The 24,059-nt window shown below is 68.7% G+C and carries 21 protein-coding genes; 10 read left to right on the plus strand and 11 right to left on the minus strand.

Annotated features, from left to right (window positions below):
* Positions 1-156: 156 nt before the first annotated feature.
* Entirely contained in the window at positions 157-3,015 is a 2,859-nt protein-coding gene (locus AC5WJ1_RS24210; RefSeq protein WP_434034445.1) for a DUF6600 domain-containing protein, read from the plus strand.
* Between the two features lie 71 nt (positions 3,016-3,086).
* The gene (locus AC5WJ1_RS24215; RefSeq protein ID WP_133095788.1) at positions 3,087-3,674 is read left to right on the plus strand and encodes a J domain-containing protein; all 588 of its coding nucleotides are present in this window, start codon (positions 3,087-3,089) and stop codon (positions 3,672-3,674) included.
* Positions 3,675-3,822: 148 nt separating this feature from the next.
* Here AC5WJ1_RS24215 and AC5WJ1_RS24220 read toward each other — a convergent pair whose 3' ends face one another.
* The 11 genes from AC5WJ1_RS24220 to AC5WJ1_RS24270 form a co-directional block, all read right to left on the minus strand.
* Positions 3,823-5,004, minus strand: a complete 1,182-nt coding sequence (locus tag AC5WJ1_RS24220; RefSeq protein ID WP_133095787.1) for an ABC transporter substrate-binding protein — start codon at positions 5,002-5,004, stop codon at positions 3,823-3,825.
* 124 nt (positions 5,005-5,128) lie between these two features.
* Positions 5,129-5,836, minus strand: a complete 708-nt coding sequence (locus tag AC5WJ1_RS24225) for an ABC transporter ATP-binding protein (RefSeq protein WP_135703102.1) — start codon at positions 5,834-5,836, stop codon at positions 5,129-5,131.
* On the minus strand, positions 5,823-6,587 hold the full coding sequence (locus AC5WJ1_RS24230; protein ID WP_135703101.1) for an ABC transporter ATP-binding protein: 765 nt from the start codon (positions 6,585-6,587) through the stop codon (positions 5,823-5,825). Before AC5WJ1_RS24230 ends, AC5WJ1_RS24225 begins: the two co-directional genes overlap by 14 nt.
* Positions 6,580-7,611 carry a branched-chain amino acid ABC transporter permease gene (locus AC5WJ1_RS24235; RefSeq protein ID WP_135703100.1) on the minus strand — a complete coding sequence of 344 codons (1,032 nt, stop codon included), beginning with the start codon at positions 7,609-7,611 and terminating at the stop codon, positions 6,580-6,582. Before AC5WJ1_RS24235 ends, AC5WJ1_RS24230 begins: the two co-directional genes overlap by 8 nt.
* 10 nt (positions 7,612-7,621) lie before the next feature.
* Positions 7,622-8,485, minus strand: coding sequence for a branched-chain amino acid ABC transporter permease (locus AC5WJ1_RS24240; protein ID WP_133095783.1), 864 nt, complete (start codon positions 8,483-8,485; stop codon positions 7,622-7,624).
* Positions 8,486-9,030: 545 nt separating this feature from the next.
* Positions 9,031-10,035 carry a tripartite tricarboxylate transporter substrate binding protein gene (locus tag AC5WJ1_RS24245; protein WP_135703966.1) on the minus strand — a complete coding sequence of 335 codons (1,005 nt, stop codon included), beginning with the start codon at positions 10,033-10,035 and terminating at the stop codon, positions 9,031-9,033.
* A 103-nt stretch (positions 10,036-10,138) separates the two neighbouring features.
* Positions 10,139-13,711, minus strand: a complete 3,573-nt coding sequence (locus AC5WJ1_RS24250) for an indolepyruvate ferredoxin oxidoreductase family protein (protein ID WP_135703099.1) — start codon at positions 13,709-13,711, stop codon at positions 10,139-10,141.
* Between the two features lie 92 nt (positions 13,712-13,803).
* Positions 13,804-14,847 carry an Ldh family oxidoreductase gene (locus AC5WJ1_RS24255; protein ID WP_135703098.1) on the minus strand — a complete coding sequence of 348 codons (1,044 nt, stop codon included), beginning with the start codon at positions 14,845-14,847 and terminating at the stop codon, positions 13,804-13,806.
* Complete coding sequence (locus AC5WJ1_RS24260) at positions 14,844-15,548, minus strand: GntR family transcriptional regulator (protein ID WP_133095780.1); 705 nt, start codon at positions 15,546-15,548, stop codon at positions 14,844-14,846. The genes AC5WJ1_RS24255 and AC5WJ1_RS24260 overlap by 4 nt, the downstream gene beginning before the upstream one ends.
* A gap of 6 nt (positions 15,549-15,554) precedes the next feature.
* On the minus strand, positions 15,555-16,709 hold the full coding sequence (locus AC5WJ1_RS24265) for a UxaA family hydrolase (RefSeq protein WP_135703097.1): 1,155 nt from the start codon (positions 16,707-16,709) through the stop codon (positions 15,555-15,557).
* A gap of 5 nt (positions 16,710-16,714) precedes the next feature.
* Entirely contained in the window at positions 16,715-17,005 is a 291-nt protein-coding gene (locus AC5WJ1_RS24270; protein WP_133095778.1) for a UxaA family hydrolase, read from the minus strand.
* Between the two features lie 219 nt (positions 17,006-17,224).
* Between AC5WJ1_RS24270 and AC5WJ1_RS24275 the strand changes: the two genes are divergently transcribed.
* The 8 genes from AC5WJ1_RS24275 to AC5WJ1_RS24310 are packed head-to-tail and all read left to right on the plus strand — an operon-like array spanning position 17,225 to position 23,993.
* The gene (locus AC5WJ1_RS24275; RefSeq protein WP_133095777.1) at positions 17,225-17,686 is read left to right on the plus strand and encodes a hypothetical protein; all 462 of its coding nucleotides are present in this window, start codon (positions 17,225-17,227) and stop codon (positions 17,684-17,686) included.
* The gene (locus tag AC5WJ1_RS24280) at positions 17,676-18,041 is read left to right on the plus strand and encodes a hypothetical protein (RefSeq protein WP_135703096.1); all 366 of its coding nucleotides are present in this window, start codon (positions 17,676-17,678) and stop codon (positions 18,039-18,041) included. Before AC5WJ1_RS24275 ends, AC5WJ1_RS24280 begins: the two co-directional genes overlap by 11 nt.
* A gap of 47 nt (positions 18,042-18,088) precedes the next feature.
* Complete coding sequence (locus AC5WJ1_RS24285; RefSeq protein ID WP_135703095.1) at positions 18,089-19,060, plus strand: zinc-binding dehydrogenase; 972 nt, start codon at positions 18,089-18,091, stop codon at positions 19,058-19,060.
* 26 nt (positions 19,061-19,086) lie between these two features.
* Positions 19,087-19,881 carry a TauD/TfdA dioxygenase family protein gene (locus AC5WJ1_RS24290; RefSeq protein ID WP_135703965.1) on the plus strand — a complete coding sequence of 265 codons (795 nt, stop codon included), beginning with the start codon at positions 19,087-19,089 and terminating at the stop codon, positions 19,879-19,881.
* Between the two features lie 53 nt (positions 19,882-19,934).
* On the plus strand, positions 19,935-21,053 hold the full coding sequence (locus tag AC5WJ1_RS24295) for a Re/Si-specific NAD(P)(+) transhydrogenase subunit alpha (protein ID WP_133095774.1): 1,119 nt from the start codon (positions 19,935-19,937) through the stop codon (positions 21,051-21,053).
* A gap of 16 nt (positions 21,054-21,069) precedes the next feature.
* Positions 21,070-21,420: an NAD(P) transhydrogenase subunit alpha part 2 gene (locus AC5WJ1_RS24300; protein ID WP_434033084.1), complete on the plus strand. Its 351-nt coding sequence runs from the start codon at positions 21,070-21,072 to the stop codon at positions 21,418-21,420.
* Positions 21,417-22,886, plus strand: coding sequence for an NAD(P)(+) transhydrogenase (Re/Si-specific) subunit beta (locus AC5WJ1_RS24305; RefSeq protein WP_135703093.1), 1,470 nt, complete (start codon positions 21,417-21,419; stop codon positions 22,884-22,886). The genes AC5WJ1_RS24300 and AC5WJ1_RS24305 overlap by 4 nt, the downstream gene beginning before the upstream one ends.
* A gap of 45 nt (positions 22,887-22,931) precedes the next feature.
* Entirely contained in the window at positions 22,932-23,993 is a 1,062-nt protein-coding gene (locus AC5WJ1_RS24310; RefSeq protein WP_434034449.1) for a phosphotransferase, read from the plus strand.
* The last annotated feature ends 66 nt before the right edge of the window (positions 23,994-24,059 follow it).

A 24,059-nucleotide genomic window follows, 5' to 3' on the forward strand; every position in this document is an offset into this window, starting at 1 on the left:
AATACGCGCTTACAAAGTCCGCCGCATGGGCCATGTTGCCAGGCTTCCCGGCAATGTATCGTGCCAATAGGATGGCGCGTTGCCATTGGCTTCGCCGATCGGTTCCGACCGGCTGCCCGCGCCGCATCCCGGAGCGTCTTGTCCCGACCTGAAATCATGTCCGAATCCGTCCAATCTGGTGGTTCCCGCCCGCTCGCCGGCCCGCGCACCCGGCTTGCCCTGACTGCGCTCGCCGCCGCCTCGGCCCTTGCGGTGGCGGCTGCTGCACTGGCCCAGGTGCCGCCACCCGGCCAGCCCTACCTGGACGCGCCCATCGTCGACGCCCCGGTTGCGCAGGCCGACCCGTCCGCCCGCATCGCCACGCTTACCGCGGTCGACGGCAACCTGAGCTTCGCGCCGGCCGGCTCGGACCAGTGGGCCGCCACCGGCCTGAACCGCCCGGTCACTACCGGCGACCGGCTGTGGATGGACGCCGGCGGCCGCGCCGAGCTGCACGCCGGCAACGTTGCCATGCGCATGGGCGGCGCGACCGCGGCCAGCATCCTGAACCTGGACGACGACACCACCCAGGTCAAGCTGACGCAGGGCACGATGCAGGTGCGCGTGCGTGCGCTGCCGCAGGACCAGACCGTCGAGATCGATACCCCCAACCTGGCCTTCGTGCCGCGCGAGCCGGGCGACTACCGGCTCGACGTGGCGCCGGACGGCAGCACCACCACGGTGACGATGCGGCATGGCAGCGCCGTGGTCTACGGCGATAGCCGCTCGATCGAGCTGCAGCGCGGCGATCGCATGCGCTTTGCCGGCACCGACCTGGCCGATGCCGGCGGCGGTCCGATTGCCGAGGACAGCTTCGACCGCTGGACCGCGGCCCGCGACGCCCGCGAAGACGCGTCGCCGTCGGCGCGCTACCTGCCGCGCGAAATGCCGGGCTACGCGGCGCTGGACGACTACGGCGACTGGCAGGAAGAACCCGCCTACGGCGCGGTCTGGTTCCCGCGCGTCGTCAGCGCCGGCTGGGCACCCTACAGCGTCGGCCACTGGGCATGGATCGCGCCGTGGGGCTGGACCTGGATCGACGATGCCCCATGGGGCTTCGCCCCGTCGCACTACGGGCGCTGGGCCTTCGTGGGCACGCGCTGGGGCTGGGTGCCGGGCCCGCGGGTGCGGCCGTGCTACTCGCCGGCCGTGGTGGCCTTTGTCGGCGGTGGCGGCGGCGGGCACGGCTGGAGCAGCGTGCAAGTGGGCGGGGGCCCCGGCGTGGCGTGGTACCCGCTCGGTCCGCGCGATGCCTACCGGCCGGCGTACCGCGCCAGTCCCAGCTATGTCGCGCGCATCAACCGCGTCACCGTCAACAACATCGTGATGGGCGACCGCGGGCGGCCCGTGCCGTATGCCAACCGCAACGTGCCTGGCGCCATCACCGGCATGCCGGCGCGCAATTTCGTCGAGGGTCGCCCGGTGCGCGGCATGCACCGCGCCGAATGGCGCAACCTGCCGGCCGGCGAGGCACGCGGCGGCCCGCCGGTGGCGCCGGTCAAGAACAGCCTGGTCGGCGCCGCGCCGGTGCGGCAGCTGCCGCCGCAGGCGCGCCCGGTCTTCGAGCGCCAGGCGATCGCGGCGCACCCGCCGGGACGGCCGGCCACCGATGACCTGGCCCGACGCTTCGCCCGCGAGGGCGGTGTCGTCCCCGGGGCGGGCCCGGCATGGCGCGGCAGCCCCGAGCCACGGCCGGGACGCCCCGGGCGCCCGGGACGCGAGGCGCAGCCCATGCCGGACGTGCGCATGAGCCAGGCCGCCCTGGCCGCGCGCGAGCAGCAGCCGCGCGCCGGCCGCCCGGACCCGGCCCAGGCGCCGGACGGCTGGCGCGGCAATGGCCGTGGGCAGAGCGCGCGTCCCGACGATGGACGCGGCTTTGCCGGCCAGCCTGATGCGCAACGCCAGGCGCAGGCCATGCAGCGCGAACAGCAGCAGGCGCGCGACCTGCAGCGGCAGCAGCAGGAAGCGATGGAGCGCCGCCAGCAGGACCAGCAGCGCCAGTGGCAAGGCCAGCCTGGCCGCGAACAGCAACAGGCGCGCGAACTGCAGCGGCAGCAGCAGGAAGCGATGGAGCGCCGCCAGCAGGAGCAGCAGCGCCAGTGGCAAGGCCAGCCTGACCGCGAACAGCAGCAGGCGCGCGAACTGCAGCGGCAGCAGCAGGATGCGATGGAGCGGCGCCAGCAGGAGCAGCAGCGCGGGCAGCAACGGCAGTGGGCGGACGGGCAGGATCGCCCCGATCCGGCGCGGCAGTCGCAGGAAATGCAGCGCCAGCGCTTCGAGCAGCAACGCCAGATGCAGGAGGCGCAGCAGCGCCAGGCCCAGGACGCCCAGCAGCGCCAGATGCAGGAAGGCCGCCAGCGCCAGCAGATGGAGCAGCAACGTCAGGCCCAGGACGCGCAGCGCCAGCAGATGGAGCAGCAACGCCAGGCGCATGACGCCCAGCGCCAGCAGATGGAACAGCAGCGCCAGGCCGCCGAGCAGCAGCGCCAGCAGGTGGAGCGCCAGCGCCAGATGGCCGACCAGCAGCGGCAGGGGCAGGAGATGCAGCGCCAGCGCTTCGAGCAGCAACGTCAGATGCAGGAGGCCCAGCAGCGCCAGGCGCAGGAAGTCCAGCAGCGGCAGGCACAGGCCGCCCAGCGTCAGCAGATGGAACAGCAGCGCCAGATGCAGGAACAGCAGCGGCAGGCGCAGGAACAACAACGGCAGATGCAGGAGCAGCAACGCCAGCAGGCCATGCAGCGCCAGCAGGCTGAGCAGCAGCAGCGCGCCGCGCAGGCGCAGCAGCGGCAGGCGCAGGAGCAGCAGCGGGCAATGCAGGAGCAGCAGCGCCACCAGCAGGAACAGCAGCGGCAAATGCAGGACCGCCAGCGCCAGCAGATGGAGCAGCAGCGCCAGCAACAGCAACAGCAGCAGCGCGCCCAGCACGACCGTGGGCAGATGGAGGCACGTAACCGCGACGGTGACCGGCCCCAGTAGCGGCGATGCCCCCGATGGGCCGGCGCGCCGTGCTAGCATGAACGCCAGCCCAGCAGCGCCCCCATCGCCCCATGACGACCCTCTACGCGACACTAGGCGTGCAAGCCGACGCCACCCTTGACGAGATCAAGCTGGCGTACCGGCGCGCCGCAATGAAATGGCACCCGGACCGCAACCTCGGCCGCGAGGCCGAGGCGCACGCGGCCTTCCAGGAAATCCGCGACGCCTACGCGATCCTGTCCGACGCCGAACAGCGCCAGATCTACGACGAAGTGTTCGAGCGCGAGATGCGCCGCTGGCAGGCGGAGCAGGAAGCACACGAAGAGCAGGAACGCGCCGCGCAGCGCGAGGCCCAGCGCGCGGCGCAGGAACAGTACGAGAAGATGGTCACCATCGCCATGCGCTTTGCCGATGACGGCCACAACCGCGATGTCCTGTTTGGCGTGCTGCTCGGCCGCGATTGCGAGGCGGAGCTGGCGGCCCGCATCGCCGACAGCGTTTCGGCCTTGCAGGCATCGCGGCAGGCAAGCGCGGCTGCCGCGCAGGCGCCGGAACCCGAGGCAGCGGCGGCGTCAGGGCACGATGCCCCGGAGCGCCACAGGCGCCATCCCGGCGCCTTCGATTCGTTCTGGCACGGCCTGTTCGGCGTTCGCTCGTAGCGGCGCGCCGACCTCCGGCTGAGACGCGTCGGATCCTGTCGGTTGCCGCCAACAGAAAAAAGCCCCACAGGCGCGTGGCCTGCAGGGCTTTTCGGCGTGGATGGCCAACTCATTTGGCCAGCGCATTTGGCCAGCTCATCTGGCCACCTTACTTGGCCAGCTCCGACAGCCGCACCTGCGAGATCTTGCCGTTCTGTACCCAGCCCACCACGGTATCGGCCATCGAGCCGCCCTTGGCGTCGATGCCGTCGACTTCGTTGGGATTGACCTCCCTGGCCAGTCCCTTCACCGCGTCCGGCATCTTTGCGCGGATCGCCGCGGCATCGCTGGTGGTGCCCGCCAGCTTCATGGCGCCGGCCAGCGCATAGACCATGGTGTAGTTCAGCGACATCTCGGTGGTCGCATCGCGGCCGTCATGCAGCTTCTTGTACTTGGCATTGAACGCCTGCGCCGCCGGGCGGTTGTCGTTGACCAGCGGCAGCACGCCGATCGAGCCTTCCAGCATCGACAGCCCGTTGGTGACCTTGGCCATCTCGTCCATCTTGGCCTGGTCCATCACGATAAAGCCGCCCTTGAAACCCAGTTCGCGCGCCTGCTTGACCACAAGCGCGGTCGGCTCGGACGGTCCGCCGACGAACATCACGTCCGGCTTCTCGCTGATGGCGCGCGACACGCCGCTGTAGAAGTCGGTGGCCTTGGTGTACGACATCGGGTTGTTGGCCACCACCTTGCCGCCGGCCGATTCCCAGGCCGGCACGAAGGCCTGCACCCAGGCCTTGGCATAGTCGTGATCCGCCGGCGTCAGCGCCACGTTCTTGCCATAGCGCTTCATCTGCGCCTTGATGAACGGCTCGATATAGCCGGTATAGGCCGGGGGGATGCGGATGGTCAGCTTGTTGCCGGCATCGGTGATGCGCGGCACGCTGGAATAGGCCATCACCAGGAATTTCTCCTGCTCGTTGAAGGCCTGCAGCGCAAAGATGCCGCCCGAGTGCGGCACGAAGATCGCCGCGGTCTTGTGCTGCTGCACCAGCCGGCGGCCGTTGATGGCGGCCTCGGCGGGCGAGTACTTGTCGTCCAGCGCCACCACTTCCAGCTTGACCTTCTTGCCCTTGACCTCCAGCCCGGCGGTGTTGATTTCATCCACCGCCATCTGCACGCCCGACAGCACGTTCTTGCCATAGAGCGCGGCGCCGCCGGACAGCGGGCCGGTATAGCCGATCTTGACGACTTCCTGCGCCAGCGCGGCGCCCGAAGCCATTATGGCGGTCATGGCGGCCACGGCGGTGGCGGCCAGCGGGAAGATACGGCGGATGATGTTGCTTTGCATGGTGATGTCTCCTGGATGTACTGCGCTTGTTATGTCTGCTGTCCCTTAACGACCGCACGGTTTGCTTCCCTCTCTCGCAAGCGGGAGAGGGAGCACACAATCGGTAGTGGAGGCCTTTGGTTCCTTAACCCCCGATATACGCCTTCCGAATCCCCTCGTCCTTCAGCAACGTATCCCTGTCCCCCTCCATCACGATCTTCCCGCTCTCGATCACGTACGCGCGATGCGCGATCCCCAGCGCCGCGTACGCGTTCTGCTCGGCCAGCAGCACCGTGGTGCCGGCGCGGTTGATGCGCTGGATGATCTCGAACATCTGCTTGACCACCAGCGGCGCCAGCCCGAGCGACGGCTCGTCCAGCAGCAGTGCGCGCGGCCGGCTCATCAGCGCGCGGCCCAGCGCCACCATCTGCTGCTGCCCGCCCGACAGCGATCCCGCGGGGTCGTCCTTCTTCTGCCGCAGGATCGGGAAGAGTTCATAGACTTCCTCCAGCGTCCTGCGGATCCCCGCCCCGTCGCGCCGGTGCACATAGGCGCCCAGCACCAGGTTCTTTTCCACGCTCATCGCCGGAAAGAGCTTGCGTCCTTCCGGGCAATGCACCAGCCCCGCCTGCACGATCTGCGACGGCTTCATGCCCGACAGTTCGCGCCCGTCGAAGCGCATGCTGCCGCCGCTGATGCGGTGGATTGCGCTCATCGCCAGGAAGATCGAGCTCTTGCCGGCACCGTTGGCGCCCAGCAGCACCACCAGCTCGCCGGCGCCGGCGTGCAGCGTGATGTTGTCCAGCGCACGGAAGCTGCCGTACGACAGCGAGACGCGTTCAAGCTGCAACATGGTCGGCTCCCAGGTAGGCCTCGATGACATGCGGATCCTGCTGGATCTGTGCAGGCGTGCCTTCGGCGATCTTCTCGCCGTAGTTCAGCACCATGATCTTGTCGGCCAGCCGCATGATCATGTCCATCTTGTGTTCGATCAGGCAGACGGTCTTGCCATGGCGCACCATCTTGCGGATCAGCTCGGCCAGGCCGACGGTTTCTTCCGGATTGACGCCGCCCGCCGGCTCGTCGAGCAGCAGCAGCTCCGGGTCGGTCGCCAGCGCCAGCGCAAACGCCACGCGCTTGCGCGCTTCCTGCGTGATATCGGCGGCGACTTCATGCGCGAGGTGCGACAGGCCGACAAAGTCGAGCGCGGCTTCGGCCTTGTCGCGGCACAGGCGCTCTTCCTCGCGCAGCCGGCGCGTGTTGAGCAGCACGTCGCCCAGCCCGGCGCGCGTGCGCAGCCGGTGGCCGACGATCAGGTTGTCCAGCACCGTGGCGCGGTCGAACAGCGCGGTCGCCTGGAAGGTGCGCGCCACGCCGAGGCGCGCGATCTGGTCGGCGCGCAGGCCGGCCACGTCCTGCCCCTTGAACAGGATCTGCCCGGAGGAGGGTGCGTGCGTGCCCGCGACCAGGTTGAAGAAGGTGGTCTTGCCGGCGCCGTTGGGACCGATGATGGCATTGATGTGGCCCTGCTCGAAGGTCACCGAGACATCGTGCACCGCGGTCAGGCCGCCGAATTTCTTGGTCAGGTTGCGGATCTCAAGCATGGTCGGCTCCGGCGCGGGTGGTCGGGACAGATGCGATGTTGCCGGCGGCAGCGGGCTGTGCCTGCTTGCCGCGGCGTGCGGCGGCGGCCTTGCGCGCCTGCTTCTTCAGCCAGGAACCCACGATGCCGTCCGGCACGAAGATGATCAGCAGGATCAGCACCGGCCCGAACACCAGCATGCGGTAGTCCTGCATGAACTGCAGCGACTGCGTGATCCACGGCACCAGCACCGCGCCCAGCAACGGCCCGAAGAGGGTGCCGATGCCGCCCACCAGCATCGACATCACCATGTCGAAGGTCAGGTCGGTGCGGGCGATGTCCGGACCCAGGAAGCGCACCTGGCCGGCGTACAGCGCGCCGGCAAAACCGGCGTAACCCACCGACAGTACGAACGACAGCACCTTGGTGCGCATCAGGTTGATGCCCAGCGCTTCCGCCAGCGCATCGCTGTTGCGCACGGCCATGAAGCTGCGGCCCAGCAGCGAGGTGACGATGCGGTGCATCAGGAACGTGCCCACAGCCAGGAAGAACAGCACCAGGTAGTACTGCGCCTGCACGCTGTCGAACGCGAGCGGTCCGATCGCAGCCGGCACCGGGATGCCGATCAGCCCCACGGTGCCGTGCGTCAGGCTTTCCCATTTCTCGATCACCAGGTAGATGATGTAGCCGATGCACATGGTGAAGATCGAGAAGTAATGGCCCTTCAGCCGCAGCGACACCACGCCGACGACGTAGCCCAGCACCATGCAGACCACGCCGGCCAGCACGAAGGCGAGCCAGAACGGCACCTGGTGATCGACGGTCAGGATGCCCAGCGTGTAGGCGCCGATGGCCATGAAGCCGCCGTGCGCCAGGTTGAGCTGGCCGGTGTAGCCGGTGATGAGGTTGAGTCCGAGCGTGGCGATGGCGTAGATGAAGGCCAGCGTCATCACGGTCAGGTAGTAGCTGTTGGGCGTGACCAGCGGGAACGCGATGGCCAGTGCCAGCAGCAGCATCCAGCCGGTCTTTCCTTGCAGTGCTTTCATGTCGTACTCCTCAGGCTGCCTTGCCGGCAAACAGGCCCTGCGGCCGGATCGACAGGATCACCACCAGCAGCACGAAGGCGATGATGTCCTTGTAGTCGGTGGAAACGTAGAAGCCGCCGAAGCTCTCGGCCATGCCGATGATCAGCCCGCCGACGATGGCGCCGGGAATGCTGCCCATGCCGCCCAGGATGATGATGACGAAGGCCTTGGTGATCACCAGGTTGCCCATGCTCGGGTAGACCAGGTTGATCGGCGCGTACAGCGTGGCGGCGATCGCGGCCAGTGCGCCGGAGATGGCGAAGACCAGCAGCGTGACGCGCGTCGCATCGATGCCGACCAGCGCGGCGCCGTCGCGGTTCTGCGCCATCGCCATGATGGTGGCGCCGGTCATGGTGCGCGTGAGGAACAGGTGCAGCAGCACCATCAGCGCAAACGCGGCGCCGATGATCAGCAGGCGCTGCAGCGGCGCGGTCAGGCCGAAGACGTCGACGATCTGGCCGTACGGCGTCGGCATGCGATGGAAGTCCGCGCCCCACAGCGCCTGCGCGCCGGCCTCCAGGAACAGCAGGATGCCGATGGCCGCGATCATGTCGTGCAGCTCGGGCGAGTTGCGCAGCGGATGGAACACCAGCCGGTCGGCCAGCATCGACAGCACCGCCACCACCAGCGCGGCGCCGACCATCGCCAGCCAGTAGTTCATGCCCAGCGCCGTCATCAGGTAGTACGACACATAGGCGCCGGCCATGTAGAACGCGCCGTGCGCGAAATTGGGCACGTGCAGGATGCCGTAGACCAGCGTCAGGCCAAGCGCCACCAGGCTGTAGACGCCGCCCAGCGTCAGGCCGTTGAGTATCTGTTGAAGGAACAATGCCACGGGGTTACCTCATGCGGTTCGCGAATCGGAAATCCAGGCACGCGCTGGCAAGACGCCGCGCGTGATCCCTCGCGGCAGCGCCGGGCGCTGCCGCGCAAGAATTCGGGGCGTATGGGGATCAGGTGCGCGGAGTGCGGGCCTGACAGCGGGCGCCGGCGCCTGGCTGGCGTGTGCCGGCCGGCGTGGCGGGGATCGCGCCGTGACGGTCACGGGGCGGATGCGCGGACGCGGGGTGCGGATACTGCATGGGCTGTCTCCTGTGCGATGCGGCAACGTGGCCGCCCGGCTTGCCGGGCACCGCTGTGCCATCGGCGGCAGCGAAAGCCCGGTGACGAGGTGTCGGGATTATTCCCGCACGATCGTTCGTTTTCACCGACTTTTGCACAGGCTTCGCGGCATCGTCAAGGAAACCGGCTGACAATTCCGCACAGCGAAATAGCGACAGCGAAACCCTCGGGAAAGCCCCAATCGGTACGGCGCCGGAAGCGTCGTACCGATTGCGGAGGCAGGCAGGATGGGGAATGCGAGCGGGCGACGGTGGCCGCTTACTCCAGGCGGAACCCGGTCTGCTTGATCGCCAGCGCCCACTTCTTCTGCTCGGCCGCCATGAAGGACGCGAACTGGTCCGGCGTGCCCGGCGCGGCCGGGTCATAGCCCTTGCTGGCCAGTTGCTGGCGCACGCCGGGGGCGTTGAGCGCCTTGTCGATTTCCTTGCCGAGCAGCGCGACGATTTCCTTGGGCGTGCCGGCAGGGGCCACCAGGCCATACCATTCGCTGGCCTCGATGCCGGGGAAGCCGGACTCCGCCATGGTCGGCACGTCAGGGAACAGCGGCAGGCGCTGCTTGCTTGCCACGGCAATGGCCTTGAGCTGGCCGCCCTTGACGAATGGCATCACCGCCGGCACGCCGTGGAACATCATGTGGATATGCCCGCCCACCATGTCGGTCAGCGCCTGCGGGCCACCCTTGTAGGGAGCGTGCACGACGTTGATCTGGGCGTTTTCCTTGAACACTTCGCTGACCACGTTCTGCTGCGTGCCCGGCCCGACCGAAGCATAGCTCAGCTTGCCGGGCTCGGCCCTGGCGCGCGCCACCAGTTCCTTGACGGAACCGGCCACCGACGGGTTGACCACCAGCATGTAGGGCGAGCTCGCCATCAGGCCCAGCGGCGCGAAGTCCTTGCCCAGGTCGAACGGCAGGTTCTTGTGCAGGCTGGCATTGATCGCCATCGGCGCGCTGGCGACCAGCAGCGTGTAGCCGTCGGGTGCCGCCTTCGCGCCCATGCCGGCGCCGATATTGCCGGTGGCGCCGGGGCGGTTGTCGACGATCACCTGCTGGCCCAGGCTGGCGCTCATCTTCTCGGCCACCGTGCGCGTGACGGCGTCGACACCGCCGCCCGCGGGCCAGGGCACGATGATGCGGATCGGGCGGTTGGGATATCCGCCCTGCGCCAGCGCACCGGTGGCGCAGGCGGCAAATGGGGCGCCAAATGAGGTGGCAAGCGCGATCGCACCCAGGGCGCGGCCAAAGCGGTTCAGTACGGTCTTCATCATCTCTGTCTCCTCGCTGTCTCTGTGGCGGGACCCGCGGCAGCAGCGGCGGCCGGGACCCGTTCGTTGTCTTCAGTCTGTGGTGGATGCTGTTTGAGCTTGCCTATGCCGCCGCGCTGGTCCGCGCCGGAACCTGCGTGCCGCCCGCGTGCCACTGCGCCATCAACCGCTCCCAGCGGATGCGGGTGGCGGCCAGGTTGCGCGCCTTGACGTGGCCGTAGCCGCGGATCTCCTGCGGCAGCCGCGCGATCTCCAGTGCCAGTTCGAGGTTGTACGCGGAAAGTGCCGGCAGCAAGGCTTCGATGCTGCGGCGGTACTCGCCAATTAGCGCGCGTTCCTGCCTGCGTTCCTGCGTGTAGCCGAAGGGATCGAACGGCGTGCCGCGCAGGCCCTTGAGGCGGGCCAGCACGCCGAAGGCGTTGCGCATCCATGGGCCGTAAGCCCCCTTGACCGGCTCGCCGTCCTGGTTCCTGCGCGCCAGCAGCGGCGGCGCGAGGTGGTGCACCAGGCGGACCTTGCCTTCGAACATCGACGCGATCTGCTCGCGGAAGGCGGCGCCGGTGTGCAGGCGCGCCACCTCATATTCGTCTTTATAGGCCATCAGCTTGAACAGCGAGCGGGCCACGGCTTCGCTGAGGCGGGTGCCGCCGACGACCGATTCCGCTGCGCTGACGCGACTGATGAACGACTCGTATTGCGCCGCATAGGCCCGGTTCTGGTAGCCGGCCAGGAACCCGGCGTACTTGTCCGCCAGTTCCGCCAGCGGCACCTTGCGCACGAACTGGATCACCTGCGAGCCGTCCGGCTGCGACGGCAGGTACGACTGCAGAGCAGGCATATCGTGCGCGCCCAGGCGCCCCCATTCGAACGCCGCCTTGTTGCTTTCCACCTGCACGCCGTTGAGCTCGATGGCCCGCATCAGCGCCGCGTGCGACAGCGGCACCTTGCCCTGCTGCCAGGCATAGCCGAGCAGCAGCAGGTTGGCGAAGATCGACTGGCCCAGCAGCTGCTTCGCGACCTGCTCGGCGTCGAAGCTGGCCAGCTGCCCTTCGCCGACGGCGCGCGCGATACGCGCCACCGCCTCGCCGGCCTGCGGATCCCAGTCGGGGTTGCGCACGAATGCCGCGGTGGGGGTCAGGTGGCTGTTCAGCACCACATAGGTCCGTGCCGACATCGCCGCCAGCGACGCCTTGCCGGCCGCGACCACGGTGTCGCAGGCGATCACCAGGTCGGCCATGCCCAGGTCGACACGGCTGGCGTGCAGCGCGTCGGGGCTGGCGGCGATCTGGATATGGCTCCAGGTGGCGCCGCCCATCTGCGCCATGCCGGTCGCGTCCTGCGTGATCACGCCCTTGCCTTCCAGGTGCGCAGCCATGCCGAGCACGCCGCCGATGGTGACGATGCCGGTGCCGCCGATGCCGGCCACCACGATGCGCTGCGGCTTGCCGGCATCCGGCAGCGCGGGCATCGGGATCGCCGGCGGCGTGGCCTTGCCGCCGGCCGGCTTCGCGGGCTTCTTCAGCTGGCCGCCTTCGACCGTGACAAAGCTCGGGCAGAAGCCCTTGGTGCAGGAGAAGTCCTTGTTGCAGGTGTCCTGGTTGACCTTGCGCTTGCGCCCGAAATCGGTTTCCACCGGCTGCACGGCCAGGCAGTTGCTCTGCACCGAGCAGTCGCCGCAGCCTTCGCACACCAGCTCGTTGATGACCACGCGCCGGGCCGGATCGGCCATGGTGCCGCGCTTGCGCTCGCGGCGCTTCTTGGTGGCGCAGGCCTGGTCGTAGATGATCACGGTCACGCCGGCGACCTCGCGCAGCTCGCGCTGCACGGTGTCCAGCTCGTCGCGGTGGCGCACGGTGACGCCCGCCGCGAGGTTGCCGACACCCTTGTACTTGCCCGGCTCGTCCGTCACCACCACGATCTGGCGCGCGCCCTCGGCGGCCAGTTCGCGCGTCATTGCCGGCACGTCGAGCTGGCCGTCGACCGGCTGGCCGCCGGTCATGGCCACCGCGCTGTTGAACAGGATCTTGTAGGTCAGGTTCACACCGGCGTGGATCGACTGGCGCACCGCCAGCAGGCCAGAGTGGTTGTAGGTGCCATCGCCCAGGTTGGCGAACATGTGCGCGCGCTTGCTGAAGGGCGCCTGGCCCATCCAGTGCACGCCTTCGCCGCCCATCTGCGACCACGAGGTGGTGGACCGGTCCATCCACACCACCATGCCGTGGCAGCCGATGCCGGCGGTCGCCACCGAGCCCTCCGGCACGCGCGTGCTGGTGTTGTGCGGGCAGCCGGGGCAGAACCAGGGCAGGCGGTCGGTGGCGCGGCTGTCGCCCTGCGCGGTGGCGCGTTCGGCGGCGGCGATCTCCTGCAGGCGCTGGTCCATGCGCGCGGCCATGTCGGCCGGCACGCCCAGTGCCTTCAGCCGCAGCGCGATGGCCTTGGCCACCAGCGCCGGCGACAGGTCGGCCTTGGCGCGCAGCAGCCAGTCTTCGGCGGGCTTGCGGTGGCTCCACTCGCCGCCATTGCCGTCGCTGTGGTGGTACTTGCCGAACACGGCGGGGCGCGCCGCGGGCGGGTAGTGGTAGAGCTCGTCCTTGAGCTGCTGCTCGATCACAGGCCGTTTTTCCTCGACCACCAGCACCTCGCGCAGGCCGCGCGCGAAGTCGCGCACGCTGTCCGGCTCCAGTGGCCACACCACGCTGACCTTGTGCAGGCGGATGCCGAGGGCGCGGCAGGCGGCATCGTCCAGCCCCAGGTCCAGCAGCGCCTGGCGTGTGTCGCTGTAGGCCTTGCCGCTGGCAATGATGCCCAGCCGGTCATCGGGACCCTCGATCACATTGCGGTTGAGGCGGTTGGCGCGCACGTAGGCCAGCGCCGCCGGCCACTTGAACTCCATCATGCGCGCCTCGGCCGCGAGCGGGTCGTCGGGCCAGCGGATATGCAGGCCGCCGGCGGGCTGCGTGAAATCCTCCGGCAGCACGATGCGCACGCGGTCGGCGTCGGTGACCACCGAGGCGCCCGATTCCACCACTTCCTGCACCGTCTTCATGCCCGACCACAGCCCGCTGAAGCGGCTCATCGCAAAGGCATGCACGCCCAGGTCGAGGATGTCCTGCACGTTCGCCGGGAAGAACACCGGCAGCCCGCACGCCATGAAGGTGTGGTCGCTCTGGTGCGCCAGCGTGCTGCTCTTGGACACGTGGTCGTCGCCAGCCAGCGCGATCACGCCGCCCAGCGGCGCGGTGCCGGCCAGGTTGGCGTGCTTGAGCGCGTCGCCGCTGCGGTCCACGCCGGGACCCTTGCCGTACCAGATGCCGAACACGCCATCGAACTTCCTGCTGGCGGCATCGAACTCCAGTTGCTGCGAGCCCCACACCGCCGTGACGCCGAGTTCTTCATTGACGCCGGGCTTGAACACCACGTTGCTGGCGGCCAGGTGCGCGCGCGCCTGCCACAGCGCCTGGTCATAGGTGCCCAGCGGCGAGCCGCGATAGCCGGAGATAAAGCCGGCGGTGTTGTGGCCGGCCGCGGCATCGCGCCGGCGCTGCAGCAGCGGCAGGCGCACCAGCGCCTGTACGCCGCTCATATAGGCACGGCCGGACTCCAGCGCGTACTTGTCATCGATCGACACAGCGGCCAGGGCCTGGCGGGCCGCATCGGGGGGCATGGGGGCATTCATAGTGGCGGTTTTTCAGGCAAGCAGGGTTGAAGGGGGGCCAGCCGGTGTGCGCATGGCACCCGGATCTTCGGCAAGACGGAAAAGAAAACCGGTTACCCGGGCAGGGGGATGCCCAGCGCCTGGCCGAGCGTGTCCAGCTCCCGCGCTAAGGCATCGGGCAAGGCAATGCCGTGCTGGCGCCCTTCGCGCTCGAGCAGGTCGCCGCGATGGCCGGGTAGGCGCGCGTCGGCACCGCCGGCGGCAAGGTAGTTGCCGGTCCATTGCGCCATGTAGTCGGCAAAGAGCTGCTGGCCGGCGAAGGCCTCGGGTTTGACCAGCCAGACAAAGCCGCCCTGGCGGCCGACCGCGCCGGCACCGGAGACGGTATTGCGCTCCGGCGACAGCGAGTCGGCGGTGGCGGCCATGGCGCCGGCCAGGCATTCCACCATCATGGCGATGCCGATGCCCTTGTGCCCGCCCATGGGCAGCAGCGAGCCCTCCAGCGCGCGCCTGGCATCGGTGGTGGGCTGGCCGTCGGCATCGAGCGCCCAGCCTTCCGGGATGGGTTTGCCTGCGCGCGCGGCCAGCAGGATATGGCCGCGCGCGGCGACGCTGCAGGCCACGTCGAACACGATCGGCGCCGCGCCCGGCAGCGGGCAGCCGAAAGCGATGGGGTTGTGGCCCAGCGCCGGGCGGGCAAAGCCTTCCATGCCCAGCATCGGCGGAGTGCGCTGGCCGACCATGCAGAAGGCGCCGGTCTCGGCGGCCTGCAGGGCCGGCAGGCCCAGCGCGCCCAGGTGGCCGCACGACTGCACCGCGACCAGCACGCTGGCGCTGTGCTCGAGCGCCTGCAGGCCCAGCCGCACCGCGTGCGGCGCCGCAACCTGGCCCATGGCGCCATCGGCATCGAGCACGATCCCGCCCGGGAAGGCGCGATGCGACATCCGCGGACGCGGGTTGAAGTCGCCCGCGCGCAGGCGCTCGACGTAGGACGGCACCCGGGTCAGGCCATGGGTCCTGTAGCCGCGCAGCTCGCTGCGCACCAGCCCGGCGGCGGCCTCGTGCGCATGGCCGGACGCCACGCCGCACGCTTCGAAGATGGCCGCGGTCCAGTGCGTGAGCTGGTCTGCAGTGCGACGGATGGTACGGCTCGTCATGTTGACTTCTCCCTGACAATCATCAGGCGCTCCGAGAACGGGGCGGCATAGACCGACTGGTAGTAGAGCGGCTGGTCGCGCAGCGTGTAGCCGCGCAGCTCCATGATGAAGGCCGGCGCGTCGGGTTCCAGCCCGATCTCGCGCGCCGCCGTGGCGGGGGCCGGCCCGAAGCGGATCCACTGGTCCACGCGCAGCGTCGGCAGCGACAGGCGCTGGCCGATCAGCTCGCGCAGGTTCTTCTCCAGCGCCTCGCGGTCCAGGCCGCCGAGCTGGGCGAAGTCTTCGTCGCGCATCCAGAACTCGCTGTACAGGTCCAGGCGCCCGCCCACGCTGATGACGCGCTCGATGCGCACGCAGCCATCGCCGCCGAGGAATTCCGACCAGGGACCCTGGCGCTTGACGCGCTTGACCGAGCGGGCGTGCACATAGGACGGCAGCTCGTTGCCCTGCTCGTCGCGAAAGCGCAGGTAGCGCACGTCGGCCGGCGCCACCCGGGTGCCCGAGACAAAGGTGCCGCGGCCCTGCTCGCGCGTGATCAGCCCCGAGTGCGTCAGCCGCGCCAGCGCCTTCTGCACCGTGCCCACGCTGACCCCGTGGAAGGTGGCCAGCTCGCCCTCGGAGGGCAGCCGGTCGCCTTCGCGCAGGGCGCCGGACTCGATGGAGCGGATGATGGCGTCGGAGACGCTGCTAAGTTTGGTCATGGTCGTTCAAAGGCTCAGGGCGAATCGACTGATCGCGGTCTCCCGGATATCGAGCACCTCGCTGGTCAGCCGCGTGCCGGATGCGACATCGATCGCATAGCCGTACAGCTGCTCGCCGAGGTCAGGGATCTTGTCCCCGTGCTGCAGGACGCCGCTGACGTCGAAGTCAATGTTGTCGGCCATGGTGTGCAGGGTATTGACGTTGCCGCACACCTTGACCGTCGGTGCCACCATGCTGCCGATCGGATTGCCCACCCCCGTGCCGAAGAAGGTCAGCTGGCATCCGCCGGCAGCCAGCGCAGTGAGATTTTCCACTGCCGCGGCCGGTGCGTCCATGAAATGCAAGCCCTTCTTCTGCGGTGCCTCGCCGTAGCGCAGCACGCCCACCAGCGGGCTGGTGCCGGCCTTGGCCATCGCGCCCAGCGCCTTTTCCTCGACCGTGGTCAGGCCGCCGCGCTTGTTGTCGGGCGAGGGCTGGTCCTCGCGCATGTCCACGCCGCGCGAGATCGCCAGGTTTTCCATGTTGCGCACCGCGGTGACGAAGGCCTCGCGCACGCGGCCATCGGTGGCGCGCTCGGCAAACAGGTGCTCGGCGCCGATGAACTCGGAGGTCTCGGAGATGATCACGGTGCCGCCCTCCGCCACGACCATGTCCGCCATGCGGCCGATCACGGGATTGCAGCTGAGCCCGGAGGTGGTGTCCGAGCCGCCGCACTCCACGCCGATCACCAGGGACGACACCGGGCACGGCACGCGCCGCGCCCTCGACGCCGCCAGCGACAGCCGCGCGGCCTTGCGCGTGCCGTCGGCAATGCATGCGACCGTGCCGTCGGGCTGCAGGTGCACGCGTTCGACCGGCTTGCCGGTGCTGCGGATGCGGCGTGCCACTTCCTCGGTCGACGACTCTTCCAGGCCGACCAGCAGCACTGCCGCGATATTCGGATTGCGGCCCAGCCCGGCGAGCGACTCGAAGGCGAAGTCCAGGTCGGCGCCGAACTGCCCGCGCACGAACAGCGTCGTCACCGGGATGCAGCCGCCCACGGTGCGCGCGATGGTCCGGGTCACCGGGTTGCAGTTGTCCATCACGGAAACCACCGCGACCCAGTTGCGCACGCCGACCGCGCCGTTCTCGCGCGGGTATCCGAGGAAGGTTGTTGTCATCTGCTTTACCCCTTGTGCAGGTCGCCGCGGGCACGCGCCGACTCGATGTTGTGGACATGCATGTGTTCGCCGGCGCGCACCGCGCGGCTGGCGCGGCCGATGACCTGGCCGTATTTCACGATGGTGGCGCCCGCCGCCGTGTCGGCAATGCAGATCTTGTGGCCGAACGGCACGTCCTGCAGCAGCACCAGCGTGCCGGCGCGCTCGCCTTCCAGCACGCAGGCCTCGCCGGCATTGCCGGTGCCCAGCAGGGTGGCCACGTTGTCGGCCGGGTTCAGTACGATGGCTCGCGGCATTTGATCAACTCCTGTATAGATGTTGAGGCCAACTGTAGGGAACCGGCCGGCGTATGGTCAAGAAAAATTGCGGGTTCTACGAGGAAACCACTACTCTATCCATGGAAGTCCTATATAGAAGTTTGTTGACACCGGCATCTCTGCTGTCTATCGTCATGACAACGGCGGCGGTGTCGGCGCCGGTTTATCGACACCGCGAACCCACTGGAGAAGACAGGCATGAAGGTTCGGTCACACCAGGAGAAGATCGGGCGGCTGCAGGCGCTGCGTGCGCGGCTCGATCCGCAGCAGGATTTCGGCCTCTGGTTCTGGGCAGGCATGACCGCGGGCACCCATGCCGTGAACGCGGCGCTGCACCACGCGGGCGTCACGCAGGACGACGACAGGTTTCCCACGCAGCCAGGCGTCTACCTGGTGCCGCAGCCCGATGGCAGCCTCAGGCCGGCGTTCGGTCCGCTGGGCGACGTGCTCCATGTGGGCCGGCCGAAGGTCGAGGCACCGGTGCCTGCCGACATCGCGGCGATGATGGCGGCGATGGAGGAGATCGAGCATTACCGCGATCCCTGCCTGCGCGAGGGCCTTGAACCCACCCCGGCCATTGCCGAAGTCTGCGATGCGGCGCTGCGCCGCTGCCTGGCGCTGCTGGCGGCGCGACTGGAAGGAGCAAGGGATGGATATTGAACGCCACATGGCGATGGCGCGCGGCATCGAGGCATCGCTGCAGAAGTGCACCAGCGCCGACTACGAGATGCTGATCGAAGGCGCGATGCTGGCCGGCACGCACTGGCTCAACGCGCTGCTGCACAAGCTCGGCACCACGCCGCCGCAGGCGGACGTGTTCCACAGCTACCTGCTGACCGTCAATGAATTCCGCCGGCTGGCGGTGGCGGCGGAACGGCCGCTGCATGCGCTGGCCGCGATCGAGGACAGCCGCGTGCCGTTCGTGCGCGGCAACCACCCCGGCGGTGAAGCAGCCGCCGAGCGCGCACTGGAACTGCTGTCGCTGATCAGGGCGACGGCGCTTGGTAGCGCATAAGGCAGTGCATAGGGCAGCACAGGGATCAATCGGGAAAGGAGACAACAGTGAAGGCAGTCCGCGTAGTGCCGGGCCCGGAGGGCGGCAAGGTCGAAGTGCAGGATATCCCGGTGCCGGTGGCGGCGGCGGGGCAGGTGCTGGTCAGGGTGCGCGCCGCCGGCCTGAACCGGGGCGAGATCAACCAGGCGAAGGAATTGCGCTCGGGCAATACCATCACCGCCGGCGTCGAGTTTGCCGGCGAGGTGGCCGACGTTGGCGCGGGCGTCAGCGGCTGGCGCAAGGGCGACCGCGTGATGGGTCATGGCCGCGGCTGCCAGGCCGAGTACGTGGTGGCCGAGCCGCTGGCGCTGATGCCGGTGCCGGACGGGCTGTCGTGGATCGATGCCGCGGCGTTTCCCAATGTCTTTATCACCGCGCATGATGCGCTGGTCACCAACGGCCGGCTGGTGGCGGGCGAATCGGTGCTGGTCAACGGCGCCTCGGGTGGCGTGGCGATGGCGGCGATCCAGATCGCCTCGCTGATGGGCGCGCGCCCCGTGATCGCGTCGTCGCGCTCGGCGGCCAAGCTCGACAAGATCAGCCAGTTCGGCGTGGACGTGGGCATCGATGCCTCGCGCGACGACCAGGTCGCGGCGGTCATGGCGGCCACCGGCGACAAGGGTGTCGACATCATCATCGACACGGTCGGCGGCCCGCTGTTCGAAGCCAATATGCAAAGCCTGGCGGTCAAGGGCCGGCTGGTGAACATCGCGCGGCTGGGTTCCGCGACCGCGCAGATCGACCTGACGCAGCTCTGGCTCAAGCGCCTGCAGCTGATCGGCGTGACCTTCCGCACCCGCACCGAACAGGAGCGGCTGGAATGCATCCAGGCCTGCGCGCGCGACATGCTGCCGTTCCTGCGCGCGGGGCGTGTGCGGCTGCCAATCGATCGCACCTTTGCCATGACCGATATAGCCGCCGCGCATGCCTACATGAAGCAAGAGCAGCACGTGGGCAAGATTGTGCTGCTTGCAGACTGATTCCACAGAAAAGACGAGGAGACATGATGACCATCCAGATCCAGCCGCTGACCGGTTCCGTTGGTGCCGCCGTGACCGGCGTCGACCTGAACCAGCCGCTCGACGATGCCAGCTTCGACATCCTGCACCGCGCATTCCTGGAATACGGTGTGCTGGTATTCCGCGGCCAGCACCTGCAGCCCGCGGCGCAGGTCGCCTTCGCGCGGCGCTGGGGCAAGCCGGTGCAGGGCAACCCGCTGCTCAAGGGCCTGACAGAGTTCCCGGAGCTGGCCCAGGTGACCAAGATTCCCAAGGAGACCGCGTCGACCGAGGCCTGGCATTCGGACTCGATCTACACCGAGGTGCCGCCCAAGATCTCGATCCTGTCGGCGGTCACCATCCCGGTTGGCGGCGACACCATGTGGTGCAACCAGTACGTGTCCTACGAGCGGCTGTCGCCGGCGATGCAGCGCATGATCGAAGGGCTGCGCTGCCGCTTCTCCGGCGCGCGGCTGGCCAAAATGACCGGCTCCGACAAGGTTCCCGCCGCCGTGCATCCGATCGTGCGCACTCACCCGGAAACCGGCCGCAAGGCGCTGTACGTCGGCCATCCCGATACCGCGCAGTGCATCGAGGGCATGACCGAGGCGGAGAGCCGGCCACTGCTCGACTTCCTCTACGAGCATTCGGTCTCGCCCGACAACGTCTACCGCCATATGTGGCAGCAGGGCGATGTGCTGATGTGGGACAACCGCTGCACCATGCACTACGCGGTGCACGACTACGGCAATGCCGAACGTGTCTTGAACCGCGTCACGCTGGAAGGCGAAGTGCCGCGCTGAGCCGCAACGCCACAGACCGGCGCCGCCATGCGGCGCCAATCCGGAGAATGAAGATGCTGATAGGGATCCCGACTGAGTCGCGGGCGGGGGAGGCGCGTGTTGCCGCGACGCCGGAGACCGTAAAGAAGTACGTGGCGCAGGGCCACAAGGTCATCGTGCAGGCCGGCGCCGGCGTTCGCGCCAGCCAGCCCGACGGCGCGTATGAAGCGGCCGGTGCCACCATCGGCACCGCTGCCGAAGCGCTGGGGGCACAGCTGGTGCTCAAGGTGCGCGCGCCCGACGACGCGGAACTGGCACAGATGAAGCCGGGGGCCGTACTGGTGGGCATGCTCAATCCCTTCGATGCCGAGAACAACGCGCGCATGGCGGCAGCCAGCGTGATCGCGTTCGCACTCGAGGCCGCGCCGCGCACCACGCGCGCGCAGAGCATGGACGTGCTGTCGTCGCAGGCCAACATCGCCGGCTACAAGGCCGTGCTGGTGGCCGCGCACCATTACCAGCGCTTCATGCCGATGCTGATGACCGCCGCCGGCACCGTCAAGGCCGCGCGGGTGCTGATCCTGGGCGCCGGCGTCGCCGGCCTGCAGGCGATCGCGACCGCCAAGCGCCTGGGCGCGGTGATCGAAGCGTCCGACGTGCGCCCCGCGGTCAAGGAGCAGATCGAATCGCTCGGCGGCAAGTTCCTCGACGTGCCGTTCCTGACCGACGAAGAGCGCGAGATCGCGCAGGGCGTGGGCGGCTATGCGCGGCCGATGCCGCCGGACTGGATGAAGCGCCAGGCCGAGCTGGTGCACCAGCGCGCGATCCAGGCCGACATCGTCATCACCACCGCGCTGATCCCGGGCCGCAAGGCGCCGGTGCTGCTGCAGGAAGCGACCGTGCAGCAGATGAAGCCGGGCTCGGTGGTGGTCGACCTGGCCGCCGCGCAGGGCGGCAACTGCCCGCTGACGGTGGCCGACGAAGTGGTCGAGCGCCATGGCGTCACCCTCATCGGCCATACCAACCTGGCCAGCATGGTGGCGGCCGACGCCTCGGCGCTCTATGCGCGCAACGTGCTGGATTTCCTCAAGCTTGTCGTCGACAAGGATGGCCAGTTCACGCTCAACCTCGAAGACGACATCGTCGCCGCCTGCCTGGTGGCGGGACGCAAGGAAGCGGCGCTGGCCGGCTGATTCAAAGGAGACCTCAATGGAAATGGTTAGCCACACGGTGATCAACCTGATCATCTTTGTCCTGGCGATCTACGTGGGCTACCACGTGGTCTGGACCGTCACGCCCGCGCTGCATACGCCGCTGATGGCGGTGACCAATGCGATCTCGGCCATCATCATCGTCGGCGCGATGCTGGCCGCAGGACTGACCGAAGGCAATGTCGGCCGGGCCATGGGCACGCTGGCGGTGGCGCTGGCGGCGGTCAATGTGTTCGGCGGCTTCCTGGCCACGCAGCGCATGCTGGAGATGTTCCGCAAGAAGGCACCAAAGCTACAGCCGCAGGACAGCGCGCAGACGGGCGGGAAGCTGGCGGAGGTGGCGCGATGAACGGCCTGTCGATGAATCTGGTGACGCTGTCCTACCTGGGGGCATCGGTCTGCTTTATCCAGGCGCTGAAGGGGCTGTCGCACCCGACCACGGCACGGCGCGGCAATGCCTTCGGCATGGCGGGCATGCTGGTGGCCGCGCTGACCACGGTGGCGCTGATCCTGAAGCTGAAGAACGAGGTGCTGGCGGGCGCGGGCGAGGCCGGCAACACCGGCAGCGGGCTGGCATTGATCCTGGCGGCGCTGGTGGTCGGCGGCGGCATCGGCGCCTACGTGGCGCGCAAGGTGCAGATGACCAGGATGCCCGAGCTGGTCGCGGCGATGCACTCGCTGATCGGTCTCGCGGCGGTGTTCATCGCGGTGGCCGCGGTAGCGGAGCCTGCGGCATTCGGCATCGCGCCGGTCGGTTCGAACGATATTCCGCTGGGCAACCGGATCGAGCTGTTCATCGGCTGCTTTGTCGGCGCCATCACCTTCTCCGGTTCGGTGATCGCCTTCGGCAAGCTGGCCGGGCGCTACAAGTTCCGCGTGTTCCAGGGCGCGCCGGTGGTGTTCCCCGGCCAGCACTGGCTGAACCTGCTGCTGGCGGTGGCGATGGTCGGCTTCGGCGTGATCTTCTTCATGTCGCAGGACTGGCTGCCGTTCCTGATCATGCTGGCGATCGCGTTCGTGCTGGGCGTGCTGATCATCATCCCGATCGGTGGCGCCGACATGCCGGTGGTGGTGTCGATGCTGAACTCGTACTCGGGCTGGGCGGCGGCGGGCATCGGCTTCTCGCTGAACAACCCGATGCTGATCATCGCCGGCTCGCTGGTGGGCTCAAGCGGTGCCATCCTCTCGTACATCATGTGCCGCGCGATGAACCGCTCGTTCTTCAACGTGATCCTGGGCGGCTTCGGCGGCGATGCGTCGGCTGGCGCGTCCGCCGGCGCGCAGGCGCAGCGCAACGTGAAGTCCGGCTCGGCCGACGATGCCGCCTTCCTGATGGGCAACGCCGAGACCGTGATCATCGTCCCCGGCTACGGCCTGGCCGTGGCGCGCGCGCAGCATGCCCTGAAGGAACTGACCGAACTGCTCACCGAGAAGGGCGTGACCGTGAAGTACGCGATCCACCCGGTGGCGGGCCGCATGCCCGGCCACATGAACGTGCTGCTGGCCGAGGCCGAGGTGCCGTACGACCAGGTCTTCGAGATGGAAGACATCAACAGCGAGTTCGGCCAGGCCGACGTGGTGCTGGTGCTGGGCGCCAACGACGTGGTCAACCCGGCGGCCAAGACCGATCCCAAGTCGCCGATCGCCGGGATGCCGATCCTGGAGGCGTACAAGGCCAAGACCATCATCGTCAACAAGCGCTCGATGGCGGCGGGCTACGCCGGCCTGGACAACGAGCTGTTCTACATGGACAAGACCATGATGGTGTTCGGCGACGCCAAGAAGGTGGTCGAGGACATGGTCAAGGCTGCCTGAGCCGCGCGGCAAGCCGACAACGAAGGCCACACGGAGAACGAATCGATGCAAGCAGCCCAAGCGGCGCCGCCCGACGCAGGCGGCACGGGATTCGACAACGCCGCGCTGGCGGCGCTGCTGCACCGCGAAGGCCTGATCGCGCAGCCCCGGCTGACGCTGGAGCGCCTGGCGGGCGGCCAGTCCAACCCGACCTACCGGATCGCGTGCGGTGCGCAGCAGTACGTGCTGCGCACCAGGCCGCCGGGACAGCTGCTGTCATCGGCGCATGCCATCGACCGTGAGTTCCGCGTCATGCAGGCGCTGCGCGACAGCGACGTGCCGGTGCCGCGGGTCCACCTGTACAGCGAAGACCTCGCCGTCGTGGGCAGCGCGTTCTACGTGATGGACTTCCTGCAGGGCCGCGTCATCTACGACCAGTCGCTGCCCGGTGTGGCACGCGGGCGGCGCGCCGCCCACTACCGCGAGATGAACCGCGTGATCGGCGCGCTGCACCGGGTGGACTACCGCGCCGCCGGCCTGCAGGATTACGGGCGCACCGGCGGCTACGTGGCGCGCCAGCTCGCACGCTGGTCCGCCCAGTGCCGCGATGCCGGCATGGACGGCAACCCGGCACTGGCGGCGCTGGCCGAATGGCTGCCGCACCACGTTCCCGATGCCGACCGGACCTGCCTCGTGCACGGCGACTACCGCATGGACAACCTGGTGTTCCACCCGACCGAGCCGCGCGTGCTGGGCGTGCTGGACTGGGAGCTGTCCACGCTGGGCGACCCGCTGGCGGACCTGGCCTACCACTGCATGAGCTGGCATATCCCGGCCGACCTGTGGCGCGGCATCGGCGGACTGGACCTGCAGGCGCTCGGCATTCCCAACGAGCAGGCCTACCTGCGCTGGTATGGCGAGAGCAACGGCACGCACGCGCTCGAACACTGGGACTTCTACCTGGCCTACAACTTCTTCCGGCTCGCGGCGATCATGCACGGCATCGGCCAGCGCGCCCGCCAGGGCAACGCGGCCGCGGCCGATGCCATGGAGACGGGCCGGAAGGCCGTGCCGCTGGCCGAGCTGGGCTGGCAGTTCGCGTTGCGCTATGGTGCTGCGGGCCGGTAGCGGTACCAAGCGCTGAAGATTTCTTTCGATCCGCCTCATGAGGTGCTTCCTGTGCCAGCCCCGCGG

This window comes from Cupriavidus sp. MEYA8 (assembly GCF_059278825.1).